Raw genomic sequence first — 17,702 nt, forward strand, 5'->3', positions numbered from 1 at the left:
TTCTTTCTTTCATTCATAAAAATAGAAGAGTATAAACTCTTCCTTAAATAATCTCATCTAAACTGGTCACAACTTCATGAACAATTCCATTTGCCTTTTGTTCATTTGCGTCCATATACCAGTCTTTTGATTTATTTCTTTTATACAATTTTTCTTCCATTCCGCTTCGCTCAAGAATATAAGAACCCATTTCTTCAATCTGTTTCTTATAATTCTTCTGAGCCTGTTCCGTTTGTTCATAAGTTCCTACTGTGCCGCCTGAACCAGTATGAAGCATGGCTTTTGCATATGGGAATGTGTATCTTTTATGTCCAGCCAATAGTAATATGCAACCACCAGAATATGCTTCTGCAATATTTACTGTAATCACAGGTGTTTTACTCATTATCATTGTTGTAGCCAATGACATTGTCTCTGATAACAGTCCACCTGGCGTATCCAAATAAATCTTAATTGGAATTCTATCTTCAATAGAAATATCTTTATCCGCAATATTAATTGCCATAATAGACCTCTGAATTTCTAAGACACTTTCGTCTATTTCATAATCAATATAGAAGATTCTATTTTCTGCAAGTCTCCAATAATTCACCATTTCTGGTGCTGGTAACTTAATATCTTCTAAATTTGTTGGTAAAGCAATTTGTAGTTCTTGTATAATAGACACCTCTTTCTCAATCTAATAAATCTGCCATCGCAGCTGTTTCACTTCTTTCCGTTTTCTGTAACTGAACATAACCAAATTTTTCATGTCCTGCAAGTTTTTGAACAGCAGAAAGTAAACCATTATTCATACGAAATACTGGACTATCGGTCTGTTTAAAATCTCCGTTCATCCATAAAGAAGACCCAACTCCGACACGCCCAATAAGCAATTGTACATGTTCTTTGGTAAGATTCTCAGCTTCACTTACATAAATAATTGTATTTTTAATATCTCTTCCACGAATATATCCAAGATGCTCAATTTCAATATTCCCAGCGACCATTTGCATTTCTAATCCTGTTTCTCCTCCAAGATGATCTGCTAATGGCATAGCATATGGTAATAACTTCTCTAATTTTGATCCCGGCAAAAATCCTACTTCGCTTGCATCTTTTACACCAATTGCATTTCTAACATAAATAAGCTTGTCAAACTTTCCATCTTCAATAAGTTTAAGTGCATTTGCTATCATTAAAAAATCTTTACCAGATCCAAATTTGCCTGAGATAATTTTTATCGTTTCATTTTTATCTTGTAACATATCAAAAGCCAAAACCTGTTGTGGATTCCTTGGCTTTATCTTTCCCATAAATTTACTATTGATTTGTTTATATGAAATAGGAGAGTATTCTTCTCCATTCCATTTTCTATAATCAACAACTTCGCCATCTGACTTTCTGACAATTAAATATTCATTTAACAAACAATCAAATGCGTTCTCATTTAAATTGCAATAAAAATGACTCATTTCTTCATCAGAAAGAGTCACATCTTTATATCCAATATATTCATCTATATTTTTTACAAGATTTATTTCGTTTGTACCTTTTGTGGTTAAGCCAAAAATTTTGCGTGAAATAAATTTGCAATTCAAATCATCCGTACATACAATAATAGGTGAGTTACCTTTATTATAATAATAAGCAGATGCCAATATGATATTATCTGGTGTTTCATCTAAATACATATTTAAAATAATATCTTTGATTTCTTTTTGATATGGAATAACTTCGTATTCTCCATCATGAATATCTAACAATCTTGAAATTTGCCGAGTTTTATATTTTATTTCACCATCTTTATAACTAGATATTTTAATGTTTTCTATTTCTTCTAATGTCTTTTGTGCTATAACAAAAGATTCTTTGAATGCGTTTTCTTGTAGATTTAATAACGCATTGGTATCTAGGAATAATTTACATTCCAATATCTGATACCGTCCTTCCCTCGTTATTTCGCAATAATATTTCTGCGATATTCATTTAGAACTTTCATATTATACCGACTTTCCGTCAAATAATATGTAATTCCACTATGTCTACTTGTGGTATGACTTATACCTTCATAGCCATATTTAATTCCTTTACCAATGAGATATTTGACCTCATTAATATTGTTTAATTTAACTATAAGTTTTCACTCACTTTCTTAATATATTTCTTCCAAAATGGAAGAGTCATAATACAGGTTGATCAGACACGCTTTCATTTGTCTCCAAGTCAGATATCATGTTTCCACTCAATCATACAAGAATTCATTTTACTTACGTGCCTTTCTCTCCCTGCGCCCTCCAAAACACCCATCCACAAGGACTACTTCCATGAGAGGTTATGTGAATAGTCAAAATGATATAGGAAACCTTGGGCTATTTTCATACCTTTGGTGTCACCCATCAGTAATCAACAGGTTTTTAAGCGTCCACTCGATTGACGGTCAAGTTCTACTCTTAGGATGAAATTACTGAATTCTTGGAATCGAACCAAATTACCCATGCTCGTAAAACACAGTCAGATACCAACCTGCCACCAGCAAAATAAAAATAAGACAGCGATGCTGTTATACAACACCGCCATCTCGAGGAGAGTAATGATTATGAAAAAAAGAATTATGATATTTTTCAGAACCGCCACGAAATCCAATAGGCGATGTACTTTTATTCACAGTAGTCACAACTGGAAATATTTCCTCAAGCCGACCTTTATTTACGTCCATATCGGTCGGGACGGGATTATTGTTCTTAATTTGGCATTATCGTTTCACACTTAATGGTAGTGAATCTCCTTTAAAAGTTAAATTTTATCTACGTTTTTATGTTTTTCTCTAATTTCTTTTCTGAATCTATCACTAAATGTTGCATTCAAACTTAATACAAAATCCAAATTAGAAATATCTAAATTTGACTTAGATTGTTCAGGTGGTATATATCTTGAAGTTACTTTTAGTCCAGGAAATAACTTGATTTCAACATAATCATCACTATCACTAAATTTATCCTTTACCACATTACCTAATGAATTTAACACTTTTGAAATATCATCTATTGAACAACCAGTCACATTATGTATTTCAGAAATAACATTTTTTTGATTATAATATTTTTTTTCCTCTTGTATGTTAATACCTCCTCTGATATAATAGTAACCATAGAAAATTTACATACAGAGTAGGGTAGCAGTCGTTGAATAATAGTTTGAAAACTACCCCCTCCTATGTAGAATTAAATTGGCTTTCATATGAGTAATCAACTAAGGTCTAAATTTCCGAATTAACGCTTTTTTTTGTTATTTTATACCCAATATTAAACAATTTTATATCATTTCCATCAACTTCTAACTGTTTAATTTTTGTTGAAGAATCTATAATAGCTTTATTAAAACTATCATTTCCGCAAAGATATAAAACTTGAAGCAATGTATTTTTAATCTGAGAATTTTCTTTGTCTTCTAATGAACTAAGTAATCTGAATAAAGTAGAAAATCCTATAATCTCACTTTCAATATCAGAAACTAAATTATCATATAAAAGTTTAGATTTTGAAAATTTATCATCTTTATCTAAATCAGAACCAAAAATATTTTTTCTATCAGATATATATTTTCTTAGTGTTGCACAAATTTTATCAATTTGATTTTGATTTACACCTGAAGTCCTAAATAATGAATTATCCAATATTGATACAAACGGCAACCAATCTTTTTTATAAGGATTCTTAATCTTAAATCCATTAACAATAGTCTGTAAATAATCCATAGAAGTGTGATACTTACAATAATTCTTTTTTTCTGGATTGTAATATCCCTTTTGTCTTGCAATATGAGAGAAGAAGTGTGGAATTTTCTTTTTATTATATTCGTCACTTAATTCCTCTTTATATTTTTCTCTCATTTTATCGAGTTCTTTACTGTTATTAACATCAAACTCTTTTTTTGCTTTATCAATTTCAATTCCAGACATAATATCCAACTGACAAATATCATAATATAATTCCTTTATATCATTATATGAGCTTCCGTGATACATTTTATCCCATAGCAACGAGTTAAGTTCTTGCGAAAGATTGATTATTTCTCCAATCTTATTTACTGAAGTTTTAATATCAAGGTCAGCCTGTTCTTCTGGTGTATAATATCTTTTTACTTTTTGTGCCGTAACAAATGATGTTGGTGTTTTAAATACATTGTAATTTCGCTTTGCAGCTCTTATTAAAATTTCATTGTCTGTTAATAATACTGTGTCACTGTCGAAGTCTGCACCCGAAAGTCTCTGTAATACATTTTCTCCTATAGAGTTAATACAAACAATTTCTTCTGTAAGATTAAAATAACAATCAATTAATTTATTTTCTTTGTTATTTGCTAACCATATATTTCCCATAGTTACATGTGGACTTCTTGATCCAAGTAACGTCTTATCATATTCAAAACGAATATTATGTATATTTCCAACACCAATCTGACTTTCTCCATTAAATACTCCAATAGATTGTTGCAACATTTCTATTGGATTTCCTAAAAGAGTAGAGTAGTTACCATTTACATACACATGTCCATTTTTTAAATTTTTATAATAAGATGCAAGTAAATCATGTAAAAACTCTTGGTAATATTTTGTTTTGGTGAAATTATCATTGATGCACATTAAATTGTATACCACATCATTTTTATCAAGCATTGGTTTTTGCATTGGTTCAAATTCATCAATATCAGGATATTTTATGTAATATCTTACAACAGCAGGATTATCTCTTAATAACTGTGCAAAATCTAAAGACTCTTGTAAAAATTCTTGCACTTCATCTTTTGAAAGTTGAAGAGTATTGATTAATTGGTAATGCGTTTGAACCAATCTACCACCAAAGAAATGTGTCTTTTTATCATGTTTAACTACTCCGAATCTCGGATATAAATTATCTAGCCAATTATCCAATGTATCAAATTTCAAATATTTAATACTATTAGGAGTGGTAATCAATTTAACATCTTCAATTCGTTTTGCTCTTGTTTTACCATTTAATTGTGATATATCAGTAATATTATTATCTTTGAACCATTGCTGAATATTACAATTAAAACAGCACGATTTAAACATAAGATTTCTAAGAAGCACCATACCATAACAAGAATAATCACCCATAAGCGATACATCAATAAGAGATTGTCCATCCCAAATACTATTTGAAATTTCACAATTCTTTTCAGAAGTAGTGAGCCATCCATTCTCATTATGTGTTTCAATTACATCTTCTCTAAATACACTTTCGTAATCATCAATAAGCAAAATATTTTCTGCTGAAATTGGAAGAGTATCAATAATACTACTTGATGGAAGAGAAATATAGCTTTCATATGCTGCCAAATCAACTTCTTGTCCATCTTTTAACTCAATTCCACCTGAACTAAATTTCAAAATCGGTTTAAATAACGGTTCATTTATAAATAAGCATTTTCCAACACGAGAAGAACCGGAAGATCTTTTCATTCTGCAATACTTTACACCATTGCAAATAAATCCATGTTTATATAATTCCTTGCGCAATTCTGCATTTGTTTTCAATGTTTTTGGTTCTTTTATTTTTTTATACTGTTTTTGAATCTCTTTTATCTTGGCTTTATCTTTTTTATCTTTAATTTCCACATCTTCAACACAAAAACAGTTTGGCAATTCAGAGATAGGAGAGAGTACCTTGTCACTAATCTGTATTCCTACAATTTCTCCGTTTTCATTTTTTGCAATACAATCTTCAAAAACGAGATTTCTGTAATCATATCCAAACTTTACAAAAGTATTCTTATTCATCTGGTTCCATTCTTTTACGGAATATTTAAAAGTAAGATTAATTACATTAGTAGTGTACTTGTGTTTTTTTACTTTGAAATAAAAATCATTACGTCTATATTTTTTATAATAGACATCTAATAATTCGATTAAATCCAAACTATAATCGAAACTATTAATAAATTTTCGTAAATTATACTGTCCGTCTTTGAGTTTTAAATTATATCCTTCTGGATTTTTCTCAATATAGTGTGTTGATAAATAAATATCCTTTGCATCAATAGACGGTATGTAAATTCCTTTATTATCCAAAAATGCAATACCCCCTAATCCAAGTTCTCCCAAAATTCTTCTTCTGAGTTATATCCACCATTATTTATACTTTCTGCAAACTCGTGCGCAGATTTGGTAGATGCTTTGTAATAACATTCTTCTAACTCAGAACATTCGTTACAATTGAAATTTTCATCATACTCACATTCAGGTAGTTCATCCTGTATGAGTTCAATCATTTCATCAATATTGTCAAAGTTATTCTTCATAAACTCATCCTTTCTATATTCATTTTTTAATAGTGTGAAATTTTGAACTTATATGTATATTCTACTTATTACTTCTCCAAAACATCTGACTTTGTGCCAACAAAACCAAATGCCTATCAATCCAAATAAAATTTCTAATTTATCTAATTCACAAAATAAACCGGCACCTTCTCAATATTTTTAATGTGCGCAATCTTCATACTTGAGAAACCGTCAATCAAATTAAAATCTTTATCAATTAGAATATCTGACTCAAATTCGCCAGTTCTTAACCAATATCCCATTTTATGGTTCCATTTCTTTTCTTTAATTTTTGTGCACTTAAAATACTTTGGCACTTTAATATCTTTCGTATAAACCCAATATTCATATCCAGGTTCGTATTTGCCGAATAGTGATTTTATGTACATTATTATTCCTTTCATCTTTCCTCCATCGTTTTAATATCATATCCTAAGAATCTTACTAAATCTCTGCCATAATTAACACATTCCCAATGCGCATACTCTCCAATATCATTTTCTATATATTCTTCTCCATCGTATATTCCTTCATTGCAAATAGAGCAGTAATAGGTAGTTTTTGGTGGTATGTAATTTGGACAACTGCTTGGACATTTTTCAAATCCACAAATTTCACACATTAGCTAATTCTCCTTATGAAATATTGATCATAGTTTCTATTTGTAACAGACCATCTGAGGGATTGCGCAACTCTATTTACTTGATAACCTGAACTTCCAGGATAATCTGTACAAAAATCATTTTCATTCAATACATTAGATGCATATCTGTGAAATTCCTCACGAGTAGGAATGGTTAATGTGTTACTTGTCTCGTCTATGTTGTTTTCTTTTCTCAATATTTAGTTTCTCCTTTTCATCTTTAATAAATTTGTTTTTCATAATTTTCGCTCCTTTGTGAGTGAATTGGTTAGATAATTAATTGATGGTGTAAGTGTAGTTGTGTGGTGGTTACATATACTTATTCTCTTTTTGTTATCTGTTAGATAATAATAATTTCGCAATTTTATCAGTAAAAGCACATTTGACCATTCTTCCTATATATTCATTTCTCTTTTATAAATTCATATTTATCAAAAATATCAGTATCACGTATTTTATCTAAATAATCTTCACATTTATTTTTCTCATACATTCGTTCATACTTTTGATTTTCTTCAATAACATAGTTATAAATATCTGCAATGTCTTTTTCTGTATAGTCTTTCCCACCTCCCTTGAGTAATTGTTGGTACATTTGAGCAAGTCGGCGTTTAGTATTTGCTTTCTTATTGTTATTCTCTAAATAACGATACGACTCGTAATGTTTTTGCTGATTCTTTGCAAAAGTATTTATGTACTCAATATCTGAAGCTCGTCCATAAATATTTGAAAGAGATCTAATATTATTCTTATCATCAATTACAAAATCGTTTTGACGATGTATATATAATAATTTCTCTTTTTCTAATATCTTGTTATATTCAATTGCAGACCTTTTAGATATACCAACTTTCTCAGCAAGATAGTCAATTGTAAAATTACCAACTACCCCATTCTTATATTCTCCATTAGGAAGATAAACAGTAATATTCCAGTTGATAGTACCAATAATAAATATGAAGTATCTTAATAGTGTAAAGTTATTAATGTTTTTAATTTTGAATATCTGTTGCACTTCATTAAAGTAAATCTTTGTAAAGTTTCCACTGTCAGTATCAATCCATAAATTATTACAATCTAATATGTAGTGCTTAGAAAATTCTTTTTGTTTAATTACAATTCCTTTTTCTTCTAATTCATTTATTCCACACTTAATGTAATCTGTTATCTTATTTCTCTGTTGAGATGTTTCACCAGTAAGATAGTAGACAAGTTGATTACATGTCACGCATTGTATTGGTAGTAGAGACGGCACTGATAGTTCTTGTAATAAGCAATAAACTGTGAGAGCATAGTCAGAGTATTCATGACTCTCGCTTATTGATTTTGGAATTAAGATGGAGATTTGATTTCTTTGTATGATAATCCACCTCGTTTCTCTGATAATTTAATTCTAAAAGCACTATTGTTACGAAGAAGTTCAACGTCAACTGACCTATCATCATTCTTTAGAAATTTATAATCTTTATCAAATAAAAAGACATATCCCTTCATTTGTTTACAAAATCTTCTACAACATTGATATATAGCAGATACACTAACTCCTGTTTCCAATGATGCAATTTTTGTCGTTTCATACTCTGCTATATATTCTCCATCTAATGTAAGTTGATGAATCTTTTGTATACTTCCATTTTTCTTTTTGGTTTCTACCATTCTTTTTGAACCAGTTCCGTATTGTCTATTATATTTAGGATCACACCATTCAAGATTGTCAGCCCTATTATTTAATTTATTTTCATCTTTGTGATTAACATATTGTAAATTATCAGGGTTTGGAACAAACACACCTGCAACTATCCTGTGTACAGACAATGTTTTTGTACATATTTCAGAAATTCCCGTTATATCTTTGAAATTATGGTATAATGTAACAACTTGATAGTCTTCCCAAATACTAGGATTGAGAATTTTATCATTTAACCCATCTTTTATCCTTCCTAAGTTACTCACTAGAAATACACCGTCTAATCTTCCTAAATCTTTTTTGATATTTTCTTCAAATAATGGTTTCCATATTTCTTTTTCTTCCATTGTTTTCCTCCTATTTTTTATAAGTTAAACCATTCGAGGTGAAAATTTGTTGCATTTTTTTACATATTATCTGAAGTGTCTTAGAGATAATATGTCAATTTTTGCACTTTCGCTGCACTCAATAAAGTATTAACTAATAATAAGTATTAAATATATAAATTCGTCTCCAAGGAGACTACTTCGTAATTTATTCGCTAACGCTTCATAAATTATTCAGTTATTTTTGTTTTTATTGTTATTGGTTATTTTATTTTTCCTTTCATTTCATATTTCTCTTTTTGTATTCTCTTTAATTAAAATTTTTCATGTTATATTTTTGCCAGTAGAGTAATAAGTAAGATCGTTTTGTTTTAGATGTAAAAATATCCCCTGTTGCAGTTACTATATTTAATGTGATTGACATTAATAGCAGTTTTTGCTTAATGTATTGAACATTGTGTTTTAATTATGATTGGTTCTTGAATTGAAGAGATTGGTATAAGATATATTTCTCCATTTGAAATAAAATTGATGTGAAAATTAAACTTCAAAAATTAATCGTCTATGTATTAGGGTTAAAATGCGATTGTGAGAGTAAATTTTGAATTTTACTTTTAGATGGAAAGTTCTCCATTGAAGTTAGTTTCGTTTAAATTTAAGTCGATTTTGTGTGATTTAGTCCAATGATTACCAGTAAAGAATGTGTTGTATCCTGCTAAATTATATTTTGGATATGTTGTTATGATTAAATAAGATGATAGGTAAATGATAAATCTGATGTAAAGATATTGTATCTTTATGGTTTAAAAATCATGGGAGTAAAATCACGTTTTTGATACCATTTTTTCAATTTTGGTCTTTAATGGAAAGTTAATTACCTGAATGGTTTTGATTGAAAATAGAGTCGATTTCTTTCATTTTACCCCAATGATTGAGGGTAATGAATGGGATAGAAGATAATATATCAGTTGAGTATGTTTGGTTTTGGATGATCAATGATACTTGTTTTAATATAAAAATAACAGATGAGTAAATCACCTGTTATAAAATCATTTTAATATTTCTCTCATTGTGATTTTTTGTTTTGCATTTTTTATGACTTCGATAAGTGGTTTCGGTAAACTCAAAAAATGATAATAATTTTGAATAATGAGATAGTGCAAAAATGCTTGATATTACTGGACTTTTTAGATGTTTTGAAGTTGGATTTTGATGAGGAAATTTGAATGTGAAATGAAGTTTTACCTTATAATATGGTGATTTAAGTGGAGTTCGGTAGAAGCCTTGAATTTCGTGGGGTTGTTGTGTGTTATAGATGTGAAAATGAGTGATTTTTAATTGTCTGAAAATTTAGTTTTGCTTGTGGTTGGTGGGTTTTGTCGAAGTCGGTTTCGAAGTATTTTTAGGTGATTTTAATAAAATGTGTTAAAATTACACACAATTTATGAAATAGAATCGATGATTTAGATTTGGTAGTTTACGTTTGGGTGGAACACATACCCCTGGTTTTGCAGCTGATCAAGTGTTTTAAAATGTAAAATATCCCCGTATATTGTATGGGGATCTCAGGTGTAAAGTTGGATATTCTGCATTTTTGCAACTTAAATTATAGTATATCTGTAAAGTAAAAATACTTGACATTTTTTTGATGATCCAGTTTTCCATCATATATCGCACTACGATATATCGAGCCTCGATATATGGGTTCGGTGATATTCGTTTCTCGAATACACTTTAAAATTTCAAAAGTGGTACTCTATCCCAAAAATAACCCTATTTTAACCACTAAAGTGGTTACTCATCCCAAATTTACACCCAAAAACATACCAAAAGTGGTGGATGTATACTAATTATCGAATATAATACAATGATACCAGATACACACGTTAAAACGTATTCTTTCTATATAATGCAATCAAAACATCTTATTTTCTTTCCGTAATATCAATCATAAAATCGCAGCCAATCGCATCACATAATTGCAATATAATTTTCAAGCTTGGATTCTCTGTCTTTCCTCCAAGTAAATTGCTAACAGTGCCCTTGCTCCACCCTGTAGCATTGCATATATCTTTTTGTGTTACATCATTATCGATCATTTTATGTTTAATCATTTTCATTACTTCGTTTACGTCACCTGTATATTTCATTCAATCATTCCTCTTTTCTTTAAAGTCTTTCATTATATCACATTAAAAACAGTATTGCAATAACAAAACTAATATTTTCATAATAAAATTATATCATAAAAAAACAAAACTTTTTTGCAAAATAGTATTGACAAAACAAAACAAGTTGTGATATAGTATAACCATCAAATAAAGCAATACAAAAAACAAACGAAAGGACGGTTGGTTTTATGACAAATACAAATTTAACAATTAATGAAATGTGGGACACACTTTTAGATCTTGGCGTATCTGAACAGACTTTACAAGTAGTGACAGATATAAACGGTTATAACGAGCAGTCAATGAAAGATATTTTATATAGCGTTACTGGTTATAGAGATTTCAATCAATTATAAAATCCCTCTGATGAGTCTTTGAAAATTAAGACGAAACCGGCAATATAGCCGGTCAGGGATAGTAATATCTCAGCCGAGTCAAAACAGCTACAAAAAAGAATGTGATGATCAAGTGGGGCTTGCCTCTGGGAGAGTGGCAAGGGTAAAAAGATAGCAACGTCAATCAGTCTATCTCATTAGAATACCTCTCAGCGTTTACAACGTACAGTAAATGGCTTTCCTGATTTCAGATAGAAATAGTAAATCAGATCAAGTGCTCAAGACTATCAATGCACTATAACAATTGTGATAGCATCGGGAGCTTGTATACCTCCCTATAAAAACAGATTATACACGTAATGAGAAAGAACGTAGACTTTAAAGGCTGGAATAGTCAGGCGGTGCGGAAATCTGCGGAAAGTACGGTAAACACTAACCAGGATAAAAATAAAAACCGTTAGGGAGTCCGTAAATCCCTGTAGCATTGTAGAAATACAATAAAAGATTGGAGAGCTACACGACACGGCGTCACTCGTAGAAATACGACAGGAGATAATAAAAATGGTAGAAAAGTCCTATATCAGACAAATATAGGCACGAGCCGTCCGGTTGGCTAAACCGCTAATAGGGTGAGATAGTTTCCTATAACTTTGAAAATTAAATGACTAACGCTTGGTATATCACTTCCGTTTTACGGCGTGAGGAAACTGCATACTAGTGTATAAATTGGAGTATGTGAGGAATGGCAATCGGTAAAAATAGCAACCGGCAGCAAGAAGTCGGTATATAAAATCAGATAATAATAGAACGGTATTACATATATAAATAGTCAACACGATTCTCGGATCAGGCAACGATAATTGAAAGCAATCTAAGACTATAAAAAGAAGTGAATCCTGAAGGTGTAACGATTATCGTTTACCGTGTCACATGCAAAACACCTAGCGAATGAAACACGGAAATAAAAAGTTGAGTCAAAACAACTAAAAAAAGAATGTGATGTTCAAGCGATTTACATAGTAATTTTTCAGACTGTTTTATTTAATCAAAATAAACAGTCTTTTTTGTTTTGATTATGCAAGCCATAGAGAATAAGCAAAGTAATATCATTTTCGGGCAAAAGCGTGAAATAGGGTTTAAAACACTCCCCAGGTGGTTGTGAGTAGTAGAAAAGACTTGTTTCTAATATTTTCATACATGGCTTGTATAGATGAGAATAAAAAGAGAATAAAAACAGGAGGACAAACAACATGATGACAAAACAAGCATTATTAGAAAATGTTCTGGATATGTGGCTAACACAAAAACAGATTGAAACAATTAAAACTGGATGGAAAGCATTCTATGAAAACCCAATGCAATACAAAAACAGTGTGGTTATTGACATGGTAAAACAGTTTTTGAAAGAAGAAGCATAGAACAATTATTTCATATAGGAAGGTGGCAAGAATGAAGTACGCAATATATTTTACTTGGAATGATGGCTTTGAGGATTCTTTCAACGTATCATCAGCAAGTGAAAGAGATATGAACATTAAAAACATGATAGCAAGAAAAGAGTTTAAAAGCATTTCATATTGTCCTATATATGCAAATGGAGAATATGGAAAGAGAATAAAAGCACTATAAAAGTGACATTTCAAGGAGGTTTTGTAAATGAAAAAATCATTTTTAGAGTTATTAGAAGAAGAAAAGCGTGTGGTTTTTGATATGAAATATTTTAAAAATTCTGCTATTGATTTTCTGAATAAAGCAGAAACGGAAACTGATCCGGCAATTAAAGAATCCCACAAAAGAATCGCTTCCGATTATGAAGAAAAAGCAATGAAAGCAGAAGAAAATCTTTTGCAAATTAGAAAAGAAATGAAGCAGTATATTTCTTTTATTGAGACATTATAGCAAATAAAAGGGATATTCTAAGGGAGGATGTAGAATGAAGATATACAAAGTATATTACAGAACAGGAAACGGAAACGAAAGTTATACTTTCATTGAAGCGGATAGTAAAGAAATGATTGAAAGTGTACTACATCATGTACAAGGAATGACAACGGAATTAATCAGATATGAGGAGGTGTAGAAAATGTTCAAAGTATATTGCAGGAGCAAAACACACAGACAATGGAAACCATATTCACAGCCATTTATCAATAAAGAAAATGCTGAGAAGTGCAAAGTAAAATGTGAATCACGGAGAATATGCGACGTTCACGGAAATCTTATTGAATATAAGGTTATGGAAGAAAAGCAATAAAAGGAATCTTTCATGGATAGTTAGAAGCCATTATAGAGAAGTATCTATAGTGGCTTTTATAGTGTTCATGAGGCACTAAAACGGAAACATACATACAAATTTGAAAGGATGGTTGATATTATGAGAAGAAATAACAAATTAAGGGGAACTTATTTTTACGGTAACGAGGCAAGCGACTACGCAAAGGAAAACGGATTTTTAGATTATGCAACATTATCAAAGGCTTTTGATGCAGTATTGAACAATGATATTATTAAAAATACTTCTGATATTGGTTATTGGGATATTGAAAACGGATCAGAAGAGTATTATGAGGACAACAACGGAAATCATTATACATACGACGAAAAAGAAGAACGCATTGAAGAACTTGAAGCAAAAATTGAGGAATTAGAGGAACTTGAAACAGAAGAAGCACAGATTGAGGAAATAAGAGAAGATATTGAAGCATTGGAAGATGCACACTATGAGGAAGTTTTCCAGTATTTCATTATTTCAGACAGCGGAGCGGAAATCCTAAAAGACTACACAAATGAAATTGTTTTCTACAATGAAACATTAGATATGTACGTTTGGGGTGTTACTCATTGGGGTACAAGCTGGGATTATGTTTTAACAGATATTAAATTGAATTGTGGAGAAGAAGCATTTAACTAAAACAACCATAAAATTGTAAATCTAAAGGGAGGAAATAACAATGAATATATACGGAAATAACGCACTTGTAATCGTAGAACCTGATATAGTAGAAGAACTAACAGCATACACTGATAAAGAACTATCTCTATTAGTGGAAAACGCATATAATGTCGGAAGACGTGCAGAAAGAACTAGACAACGTCGTGAAGCTAGACAGAAGCGGAAAAGCAGACAGGAAACAATAAGCGCAATTGTATTTTCCGTACTGGCTATTTTAATTTGTTTTGGATTCTTTGCCTATTGGTTAATGATCGGATATTAGAAGAAAGGAAATATCAGAATGAGAGAACTAATTCACATAGGGAATGAAACATTACAATTAGTAGAAACGGAAAGCGGCTATGAATTCCGCACATTTCCAGGAAACACAATACATGAGATATGCAATCATGGAGAACTAAACGAAACAATTTACCGAATGATTGATAGAATCTGTCCGGTTATGGTATAATGGTAGAAATTGTTATAGATAAATCGTGTATTTCATTTGGAGGCGTTAATCATGGCATGGATTCAAGAGAAAACAAAAGAAGAAGTGGAAACCCTGCGAGATAAACTTTTACAATCTGGTAAAATTAAAAGTGCCGGAAAAGTAGAAAAATATATTCATCACAGGGATAGGAAAACACATGAACCGATATATCATTATCAGTGTGAATGTAAATAAATTATATTTAACGAAAGGACAGAACAAATATGACAAGGAAAGAAATGGATCAACTTAATGTTGGCGATAAAGTGGAAGTAAAAACTTATAACACAACAACGGAAAAATACGAATGGATTCCGGCAAAAGTTAGTCAAGTATTAGTATGCAGCGACGGAGGAAAATTTGCTCATGGTGGTTATCATTCTGTATCAGCGAAAGTAAACGGATTTACTGAAATACTAGATAATGAATTGACTAGATTGTGCAAATAAAAATGGAGGTTTTTGAAATGGCAAGTTATACAAAAAAAGAATTAAAAGAAATGAGCACAGAACGATTGATCGGAATACTGATTATCAATTCTGACTCTGAAACAAAATCAACAAGACAATTAGAAGAGAAAGTTTTCAAAGAATTGTCTGACAGGAAAGTTATTGATTATGATGCTATGAAAGTAGAATATGAAAGAATTGGAATGTGGTAAAAGCAAATAGAAACAAACGTATTTTATAGGAGGATTAAAAAATGAAAACAATATATGTTAAGGATTTAAGCGGTATTTTATATGGGAATGTACTTTTTAGAAAGTTTAATGAAGATATAGAAGAATTTGAAATATTATATCAATTTTCTAATTATAATCTTGAAGAAAGACCGGAGTTTCTTTTGGAAATGGAAGTAGTCGGAATATATCTTGCGGATATTGGGGAATATGATGGCGAAAAATGTGATTCTGAAAAAGGAATACTTATTGTAGAAGTAGAATAGAACGCAGGTGAAACTACTGCTTTAAAAGAAAAATTGAAACATTGCAGGAAAAACAAGAAGCAATCGAGGAAAAATCTATAGAATATGACAGAGATTTAACAGAAAAAGAACAAAATATAATCAATAAATATCAAGAACAAATAGAGGAATTAGAAGAAGAAATGGATAGCATAGAAAATGCACTGGACTATTTAAGAGACTATGCCGAATAGATGTAAATCACCTTTTAAACCCTTAAAATGTCGTACATGATAGAAATGTTATGTGCGTATTTTTAAAGGCTTAAACGGTCAAATAACACGGTCAGGAGGTGAAGGAATGGCAAGGAAAACATTAGACGGAAAATATATTCCTGTTGTATACGACAAAGGTTTTGTTGATATGGTGGAATTAAAAGACGGTAAATGGAAAGTTGTTGAATGTGATACGTTGGAAGAAGCAGAACAAAAGGAAAAAGAATACAAGGAGTTCTGGAAAGATTCAAATAGATAATGAATAATTAAACAGAGAATATATAAAGCAGATAGCAAATAGAATGTTATCTGCTTTTTTAATGGAAGAATGGAGGAAACAAAAAAATGAAGAATACTGTAATTTTGGAAATGATCAACAATGGAGAAATCGAGGAACTGAAAACCCTTTTACAAGATGAAATTTACAATGATAGTTTAAAAGGAAATGGAACGGCAAAGAAACGTTATGCTGCTATGAAAAGATATTTTAAATATCCAACGCAAAATAATCCAGCTTTGCAGAAACCATGCAAAGATGTTACGGTTCATGGAGAAAAATATAATTCTTTTATAGATGGATATACTCTTGTACTCACAACGGAATCAATTGGGGAAATGGAAAGTTACGATAACTCAAATAATACATATTTCAAACTGGATTCTATGGTGGATTTTTCACTTGCAAAAAGTATAGATAAAATGGACTTGAATACAATTTTAGCAAAAGCAAAGTCAAAAGGTTATAAATACAAAAAATCTGAAATCAGTCAATGTCAGGATTTTCAATATGCTTTTAAGTACAAAGAAGGATATTTTAAAGTAGGACTATTAGACCAGGCATTCAGTATTATTGATGATGGGAAAGAAGCAGAAGTTTATTACATGGGAGCAAAAGGTTTATTATTCATCAAAACAAGTATTGGAATTGCCGGAATATTACCTTTTAATCCTATGGAAAACGTTGAAGAAAATAAAACAGTTATTCATGTGGAAGATTTAATGGCAGCTTAAATACCGATAGAAGAATCGTTCTTTCGGTAAATTAGAAAGTGAGGTAATTATTATGGACAGTTATGGATGGAAAATCAAAACGTGGAATTTCAATAAAGATAATATTGAACAGAAGCGAAAAGAAATGATTGAATGGTGCGAAAAATGGAAACACAAGTATCAGTTCAGGAGTATTTTCGTAAACAACGCATGGGCAGTTGAATATAAATTATTATTACACCAATAAAGAGGAGGATTAATATGAGATATATTAGTCATTATGAAGAATACCCAATCTACGAACCGGCAGAAGGTGGATATTATTATCCAGGAAATCAGCTTGTAGCAAGTGAACGGAAATCAAAACGTGCTTGTAAAAAGAATCTTCTTGAAATCTGGGAAGAATGTAAACAAGACAATGCAGAACGTGGATTTAGAGAAGATAATAAGGATGAATGGGAACAGATAACACGGAATACACACCAATATCCTTGGATTTTTATTAGAGAATATAATTACATTTATAAGAAAAGTTATTACATCGGTGAAGGTGAAAGCTATGTGATCGAGAGGAATCAAGGTAGCCGGGAACGTGGGTGGCAGCCGTACTGTTAAATAAAACA

General features: G+C 30.7%; 27 protein-coding genes. 17 read left to right on the top strand and 10 right to left on the bottom strand.

All coding sequences use genetic code 11. The annotated features are described in order from the left end of the window. Positions 1 to 43 precede the first annotated feature (43 nt). From ACQRD1_RS05735 to ACQRD1_RS05780, 10 genes are all read right to left on the bottom strand, one after another. On the bottom strand, positions 44 to 595 hold the full coding sequence (locus ACQRD1_RS05735) for a ClpP family protease (RefSeq protein ID WP_427787184.1): 552 nt from the start codon (positions 593 to 595) through the stop codon (positions 44 to 46). Positions 596 to 674: 79 nt separating this feature from the next. Continuing rightward, the gene (locus ACQRD1_RS05740; RefSeq protein ID WP_427787048.1) at positions 675 to 1,913 is read right to left on the bottom strand and encodes a PhoH family protein; all 1,239 of its coding nucleotides are present in this window, start codon (positions 1,911 to 1,913) and stop codon (positions 675 to 677) included. 862 nt (positions 1,914 to 2,775) lie between these two features. Continuing rightward, the gene (locus tag ACQRD1_RS05745) at positions 2,776 to 3,009 is read right to left on the bottom strand and encodes a hypothetical protein (RefSeq protein WP_427787049.1); all 234 of its coding nucleotides are present in this window, start codon (positions 3,007 to 3,009) and stop codon (positions 2,776 to 2,778) included. Between the two features lie 229 nt (positions 3,010 to 3,238). Next, positions 3,239 to 6,106 carry a hypothetical protein gene (locus ACQRD1_RS05750; protein WP_427787050.1) on the bottom strand — a complete coding sequence of 956 codons (2,868 nt, stop codon included), beginning with the start codon at positions 6,104 to 6,106 and terminating at the stop codon, positions 3,239 to 3,241. After that, a complete protein-coding gene (locus ACQRD1_RS05755) occupies positions 6,088 to 6,303 on the bottom strand; it encodes a hypothetical protein (RefSeq protein WP_427787051.1) in 216 nt (71 codons plus the stop codon). The genes ACQRD1_RS05750 and ACQRD1_RS05755 overlap by 19 nt, the downstream gene beginning before the upstream one ends. 143 nt (positions 6,304 to 6,446) lie before the next feature. Continuing rightward, a complete protein-coding gene (locus tag ACQRD1_RS05760) occupies positions 6,447 to 6,728 on the bottom strand; it encodes a hypothetical protein (RefSeq protein WP_427787052.1) in 282 nt (93 codons plus the stop codon). Continuing rightward, on the bottom strand, positions 6,725 to 6,946 hold the full coding sequence (locus tag ACQRD1_RS05765) for a hypothetical protein (protein WP_427787053.1): 222 nt from the start codon (positions 6,944 to 6,946) through the stop codon (positions 6,725 to 6,727). Before ACQRD1_RS05765 ends, ACQRD1_RS05760 begins: the two co-directional genes overlap by 4 nt. Before the next feature lie 424 nt (positions 6,947 to 7,370). Continuing rightward, positions 7,371 to 8,195, bottom strand: coding sequence for a hypothetical protein (locus tag ACQRD1_RS05770; protein ID WP_427787054.1), 825 nt, complete (start codon positions 8,193 to 8,195; stop codon positions 7,371 to 7,373). Between the two features lie 104 nt (positions 8,196 to 8,299). Continuing rightward, positions 8,300 to 9,001, bottom strand: a complete 702-nt coding sequence (locus tag ACQRD1_RS05775) for an HNH endonuclease (RefSeq protein ID WP_427787055.1) — start codon at positions 8,999 to 9,001, stop codon at positions 8,300 to 8,302. 1,904 nt (positions 9,002 to 10,905) lie between these two features. Further along, positions 10,906 to 11,130, bottom strand: coding sequence for a helix-turn-helix domain-containing protein (locus ACQRD1_RS05780; protein ID WP_427787056.1), 225 nt, complete (start codon positions 11,128 to 11,130; stop codon positions 10,906 to 10,908). A gap of 209 nt (positions 11,131 to 11,339) precedes the next feature. On the opposite strand from ACQRD1_RS05780, the gene ACQRD1_RS05785 reads away from it, so the two are divergent. From ACQRD1_RS05785 to ACQRD1_RS05865, 17 genes are all read left to right on the top strand, one after another. Then, on the top strand, positions 11,340 to 11,507 hold the full coding sequence (locus ACQRD1_RS05785) for a hypothetical protein (RefSeq protein ID WP_427787057.1): 168 nt from the start codon (positions 11,340 to 11,342) through the stop codon (positions 11,505 to 11,507). A gap of 1,229 nt (positions 11,508 to 12,736) precedes the next feature. Next, positions 12,737 to 12,904: a hypothetical protein gene (locus tag ACQRD1_RS05790; RefSeq protein ID WP_427787058.1), complete on the top strand. Its 168-nt coding sequence runs from the start codon at positions 12,737 to 12,739 to the stop codon at positions 12,902 to 12,904. Between the two features lie 31 nt (positions 12,905 to 12,935). Then, the gene (locus tag ACQRD1_RS05795; protein ID WP_427787059.1) at positions 12,936 to 13,115 is read left to right on the top strand and encodes a hypothetical protein; all 180 of its coding nucleotides are present in this window, start codon (positions 12,936 to 12,938) and stop codon (positions 13,113 to 13,115) included. A gap of 27 nt (positions 13,116 to 13,142) precedes the next feature. Then, positions 13,143 to 13,385, top strand: a complete 243-nt coding sequence (locus tag ACQRD1_RS05800) for a hypothetical protein (protein WP_427787060.1) — start codon at positions 13,143 to 13,145, stop codon at positions 13,383 to 13,385. Between the two features lie 34 nt (positions 13,386 to 13,419). Then, positions 13,420 to 13,566: a hypothetical protein gene (locus ACQRD1_RS05805; protein ID WP_427787061.1), complete on the top strand. Its 147-nt coding sequence runs from the start codon at positions 13,420 to 13,422 to the stop codon at positions 13,564 to 13,566. Between the two features lie 3 nt (positions 13,567 to 13,569). After that, positions 13,570 to 13,740, top strand: a complete 171-nt coding sequence (locus ACQRD1_RS05810) for a hypothetical protein (protein ID WP_427787062.1) — start codon at positions 13,570 to 13,572, stop codon at positions 13,738 to 13,740. Positions 13,741 to 13,860: 120 nt separating this feature from the next. After that, positions 13,861 to 14,397 (top strand): hypothetical protein, encoded by a 537-nt coding sequence (locus ACQRD1_RS05815; RefSeq protein WP_427787063.1) that lies wholly within the window; start codon positions 13,861 to 13,863, stop codon positions 14,395 to 14,397. A gap of 40 nt (positions 14,398 to 14,437) precedes the next feature. Further along, complete coding sequence (locus ACQRD1_RS05820) at positions 14,438 to 14,701, top strand: hypothetical protein (RefSeq protein WP_427787064.1); 264 nt, start codon at positions 14,438 to 14,440, stop codon at positions 14,699 to 14,701. A gap of 18 nt (positions 14,702 to 14,719) precedes the next feature. Next, entirely contained in the window at positions 14,720 to 14,890 is a 171-nt protein-coding gene (locus ACQRD1_RS05825) for a hypothetical protein (protein ID WP_427787065.1), read from the top strand. Positions 14,891 to 14,941: 51 nt separating this feature from the next. After that, positions 14,942 to 15,106 (top strand): hypothetical protein, encoded by a 165-nt coding sequence (locus tag ACQRD1_RS05830; protein ID WP_427787066.1) that lies wholly within the window; start codon positions 14,942 to 14,944, stop codon positions 15,104 to 15,106. Between the two features lie 29 nt (positions 15,107 to 15,135). Then, positions 15,136 to 15,360, top strand: coding sequence for a hypothetical protein (locus tag ACQRD1_RS05835; RefSeq protein ID WP_427787067.1), 225 nt, complete (start codon positions 15,136 to 15,138; stop codon positions 15,358 to 15,360). Between the two features lie 17 nt (positions 15,361 to 15,377). After that, positions 15,378 to 15,572 (top strand): hypothetical protein, encoded by a 195-nt coding sequence (locus tag ACQRD1_RS05840; RefSeq protein WP_427787068.1) that lies wholly within the window; start codon positions 15,378 to 15,380, stop codon positions 15,570 to 15,572. 41 nt (positions 15,573 to 15,613) lie between these two features. After that, positions 15,614 to 15,856: a hypothetical protein gene (locus ACQRD1_RS05845; RefSeq protein WP_427787069.1), complete on the top strand. Its 243-nt coding sequence runs from the start codon at positions 15,614 to 15,616 to the stop codon at positions 15,854 to 15,856. 41 nt (positions 15,857 to 15,897) lie between these two features. Further along, positions 15,898 to 16,068 (top strand): hypothetical protein, encoded by a 171-nt coding sequence (locus tag ACQRD1_RS05850; RefSeq protein WP_427787070.1) that lies wholly within the window; start codon positions 15,898 to 15,900, stop codon positions 16,066 to 16,068. A gap of 106 nt (positions 16,069 to 16,174) precedes the next feature. Continuing rightward, positions 16,175 to 16,348, top strand: a complete 174-nt coding sequence (locus ACQRD1_RS05855; protein WP_427787071.1) for a hypothetical protein — start codon at positions 16,175 to 16,177, stop codon at positions 16,346 to 16,348. A gap of 86 nt (positions 16,349 to 16,434) precedes the next feature. Beyond that, positions 16,435 to 17,100: a hypothetical protein gene (locus ACQRD1_RS05860; protein ID WP_427787072.1), complete on the top strand. Its 666-nt coding sequence runs from the start codon at positions 16,435 to 16,437 to the stop codon at positions 17,098 to 17,100. A 240-nt stretch (positions 17,101 to 17,340) separates the two neighbouring features. Continuing rightward, on the top strand, positions 17,341 to 17,694 hold the full coding sequence (locus tag ACQRD1_RS05865; RefSeq protein ID WP_427787073.1) for a hypothetical protein: 354 nt from the start codon (positions 17,341 to 17,343) through the stop codon (positions 17,692 to 17,694). Positions 17,695 to 17,702 lie beyond the last annotated feature (8 nt).

Origin of the sequence: Bariatricus sp. SGI.019 (assembly GCF_050315235.1) — a bacterium.
GTDB lineage: Bacteria > Bacillota > Clostridia > Lachnospirales > Lachnospiraceae > JAFBIX01.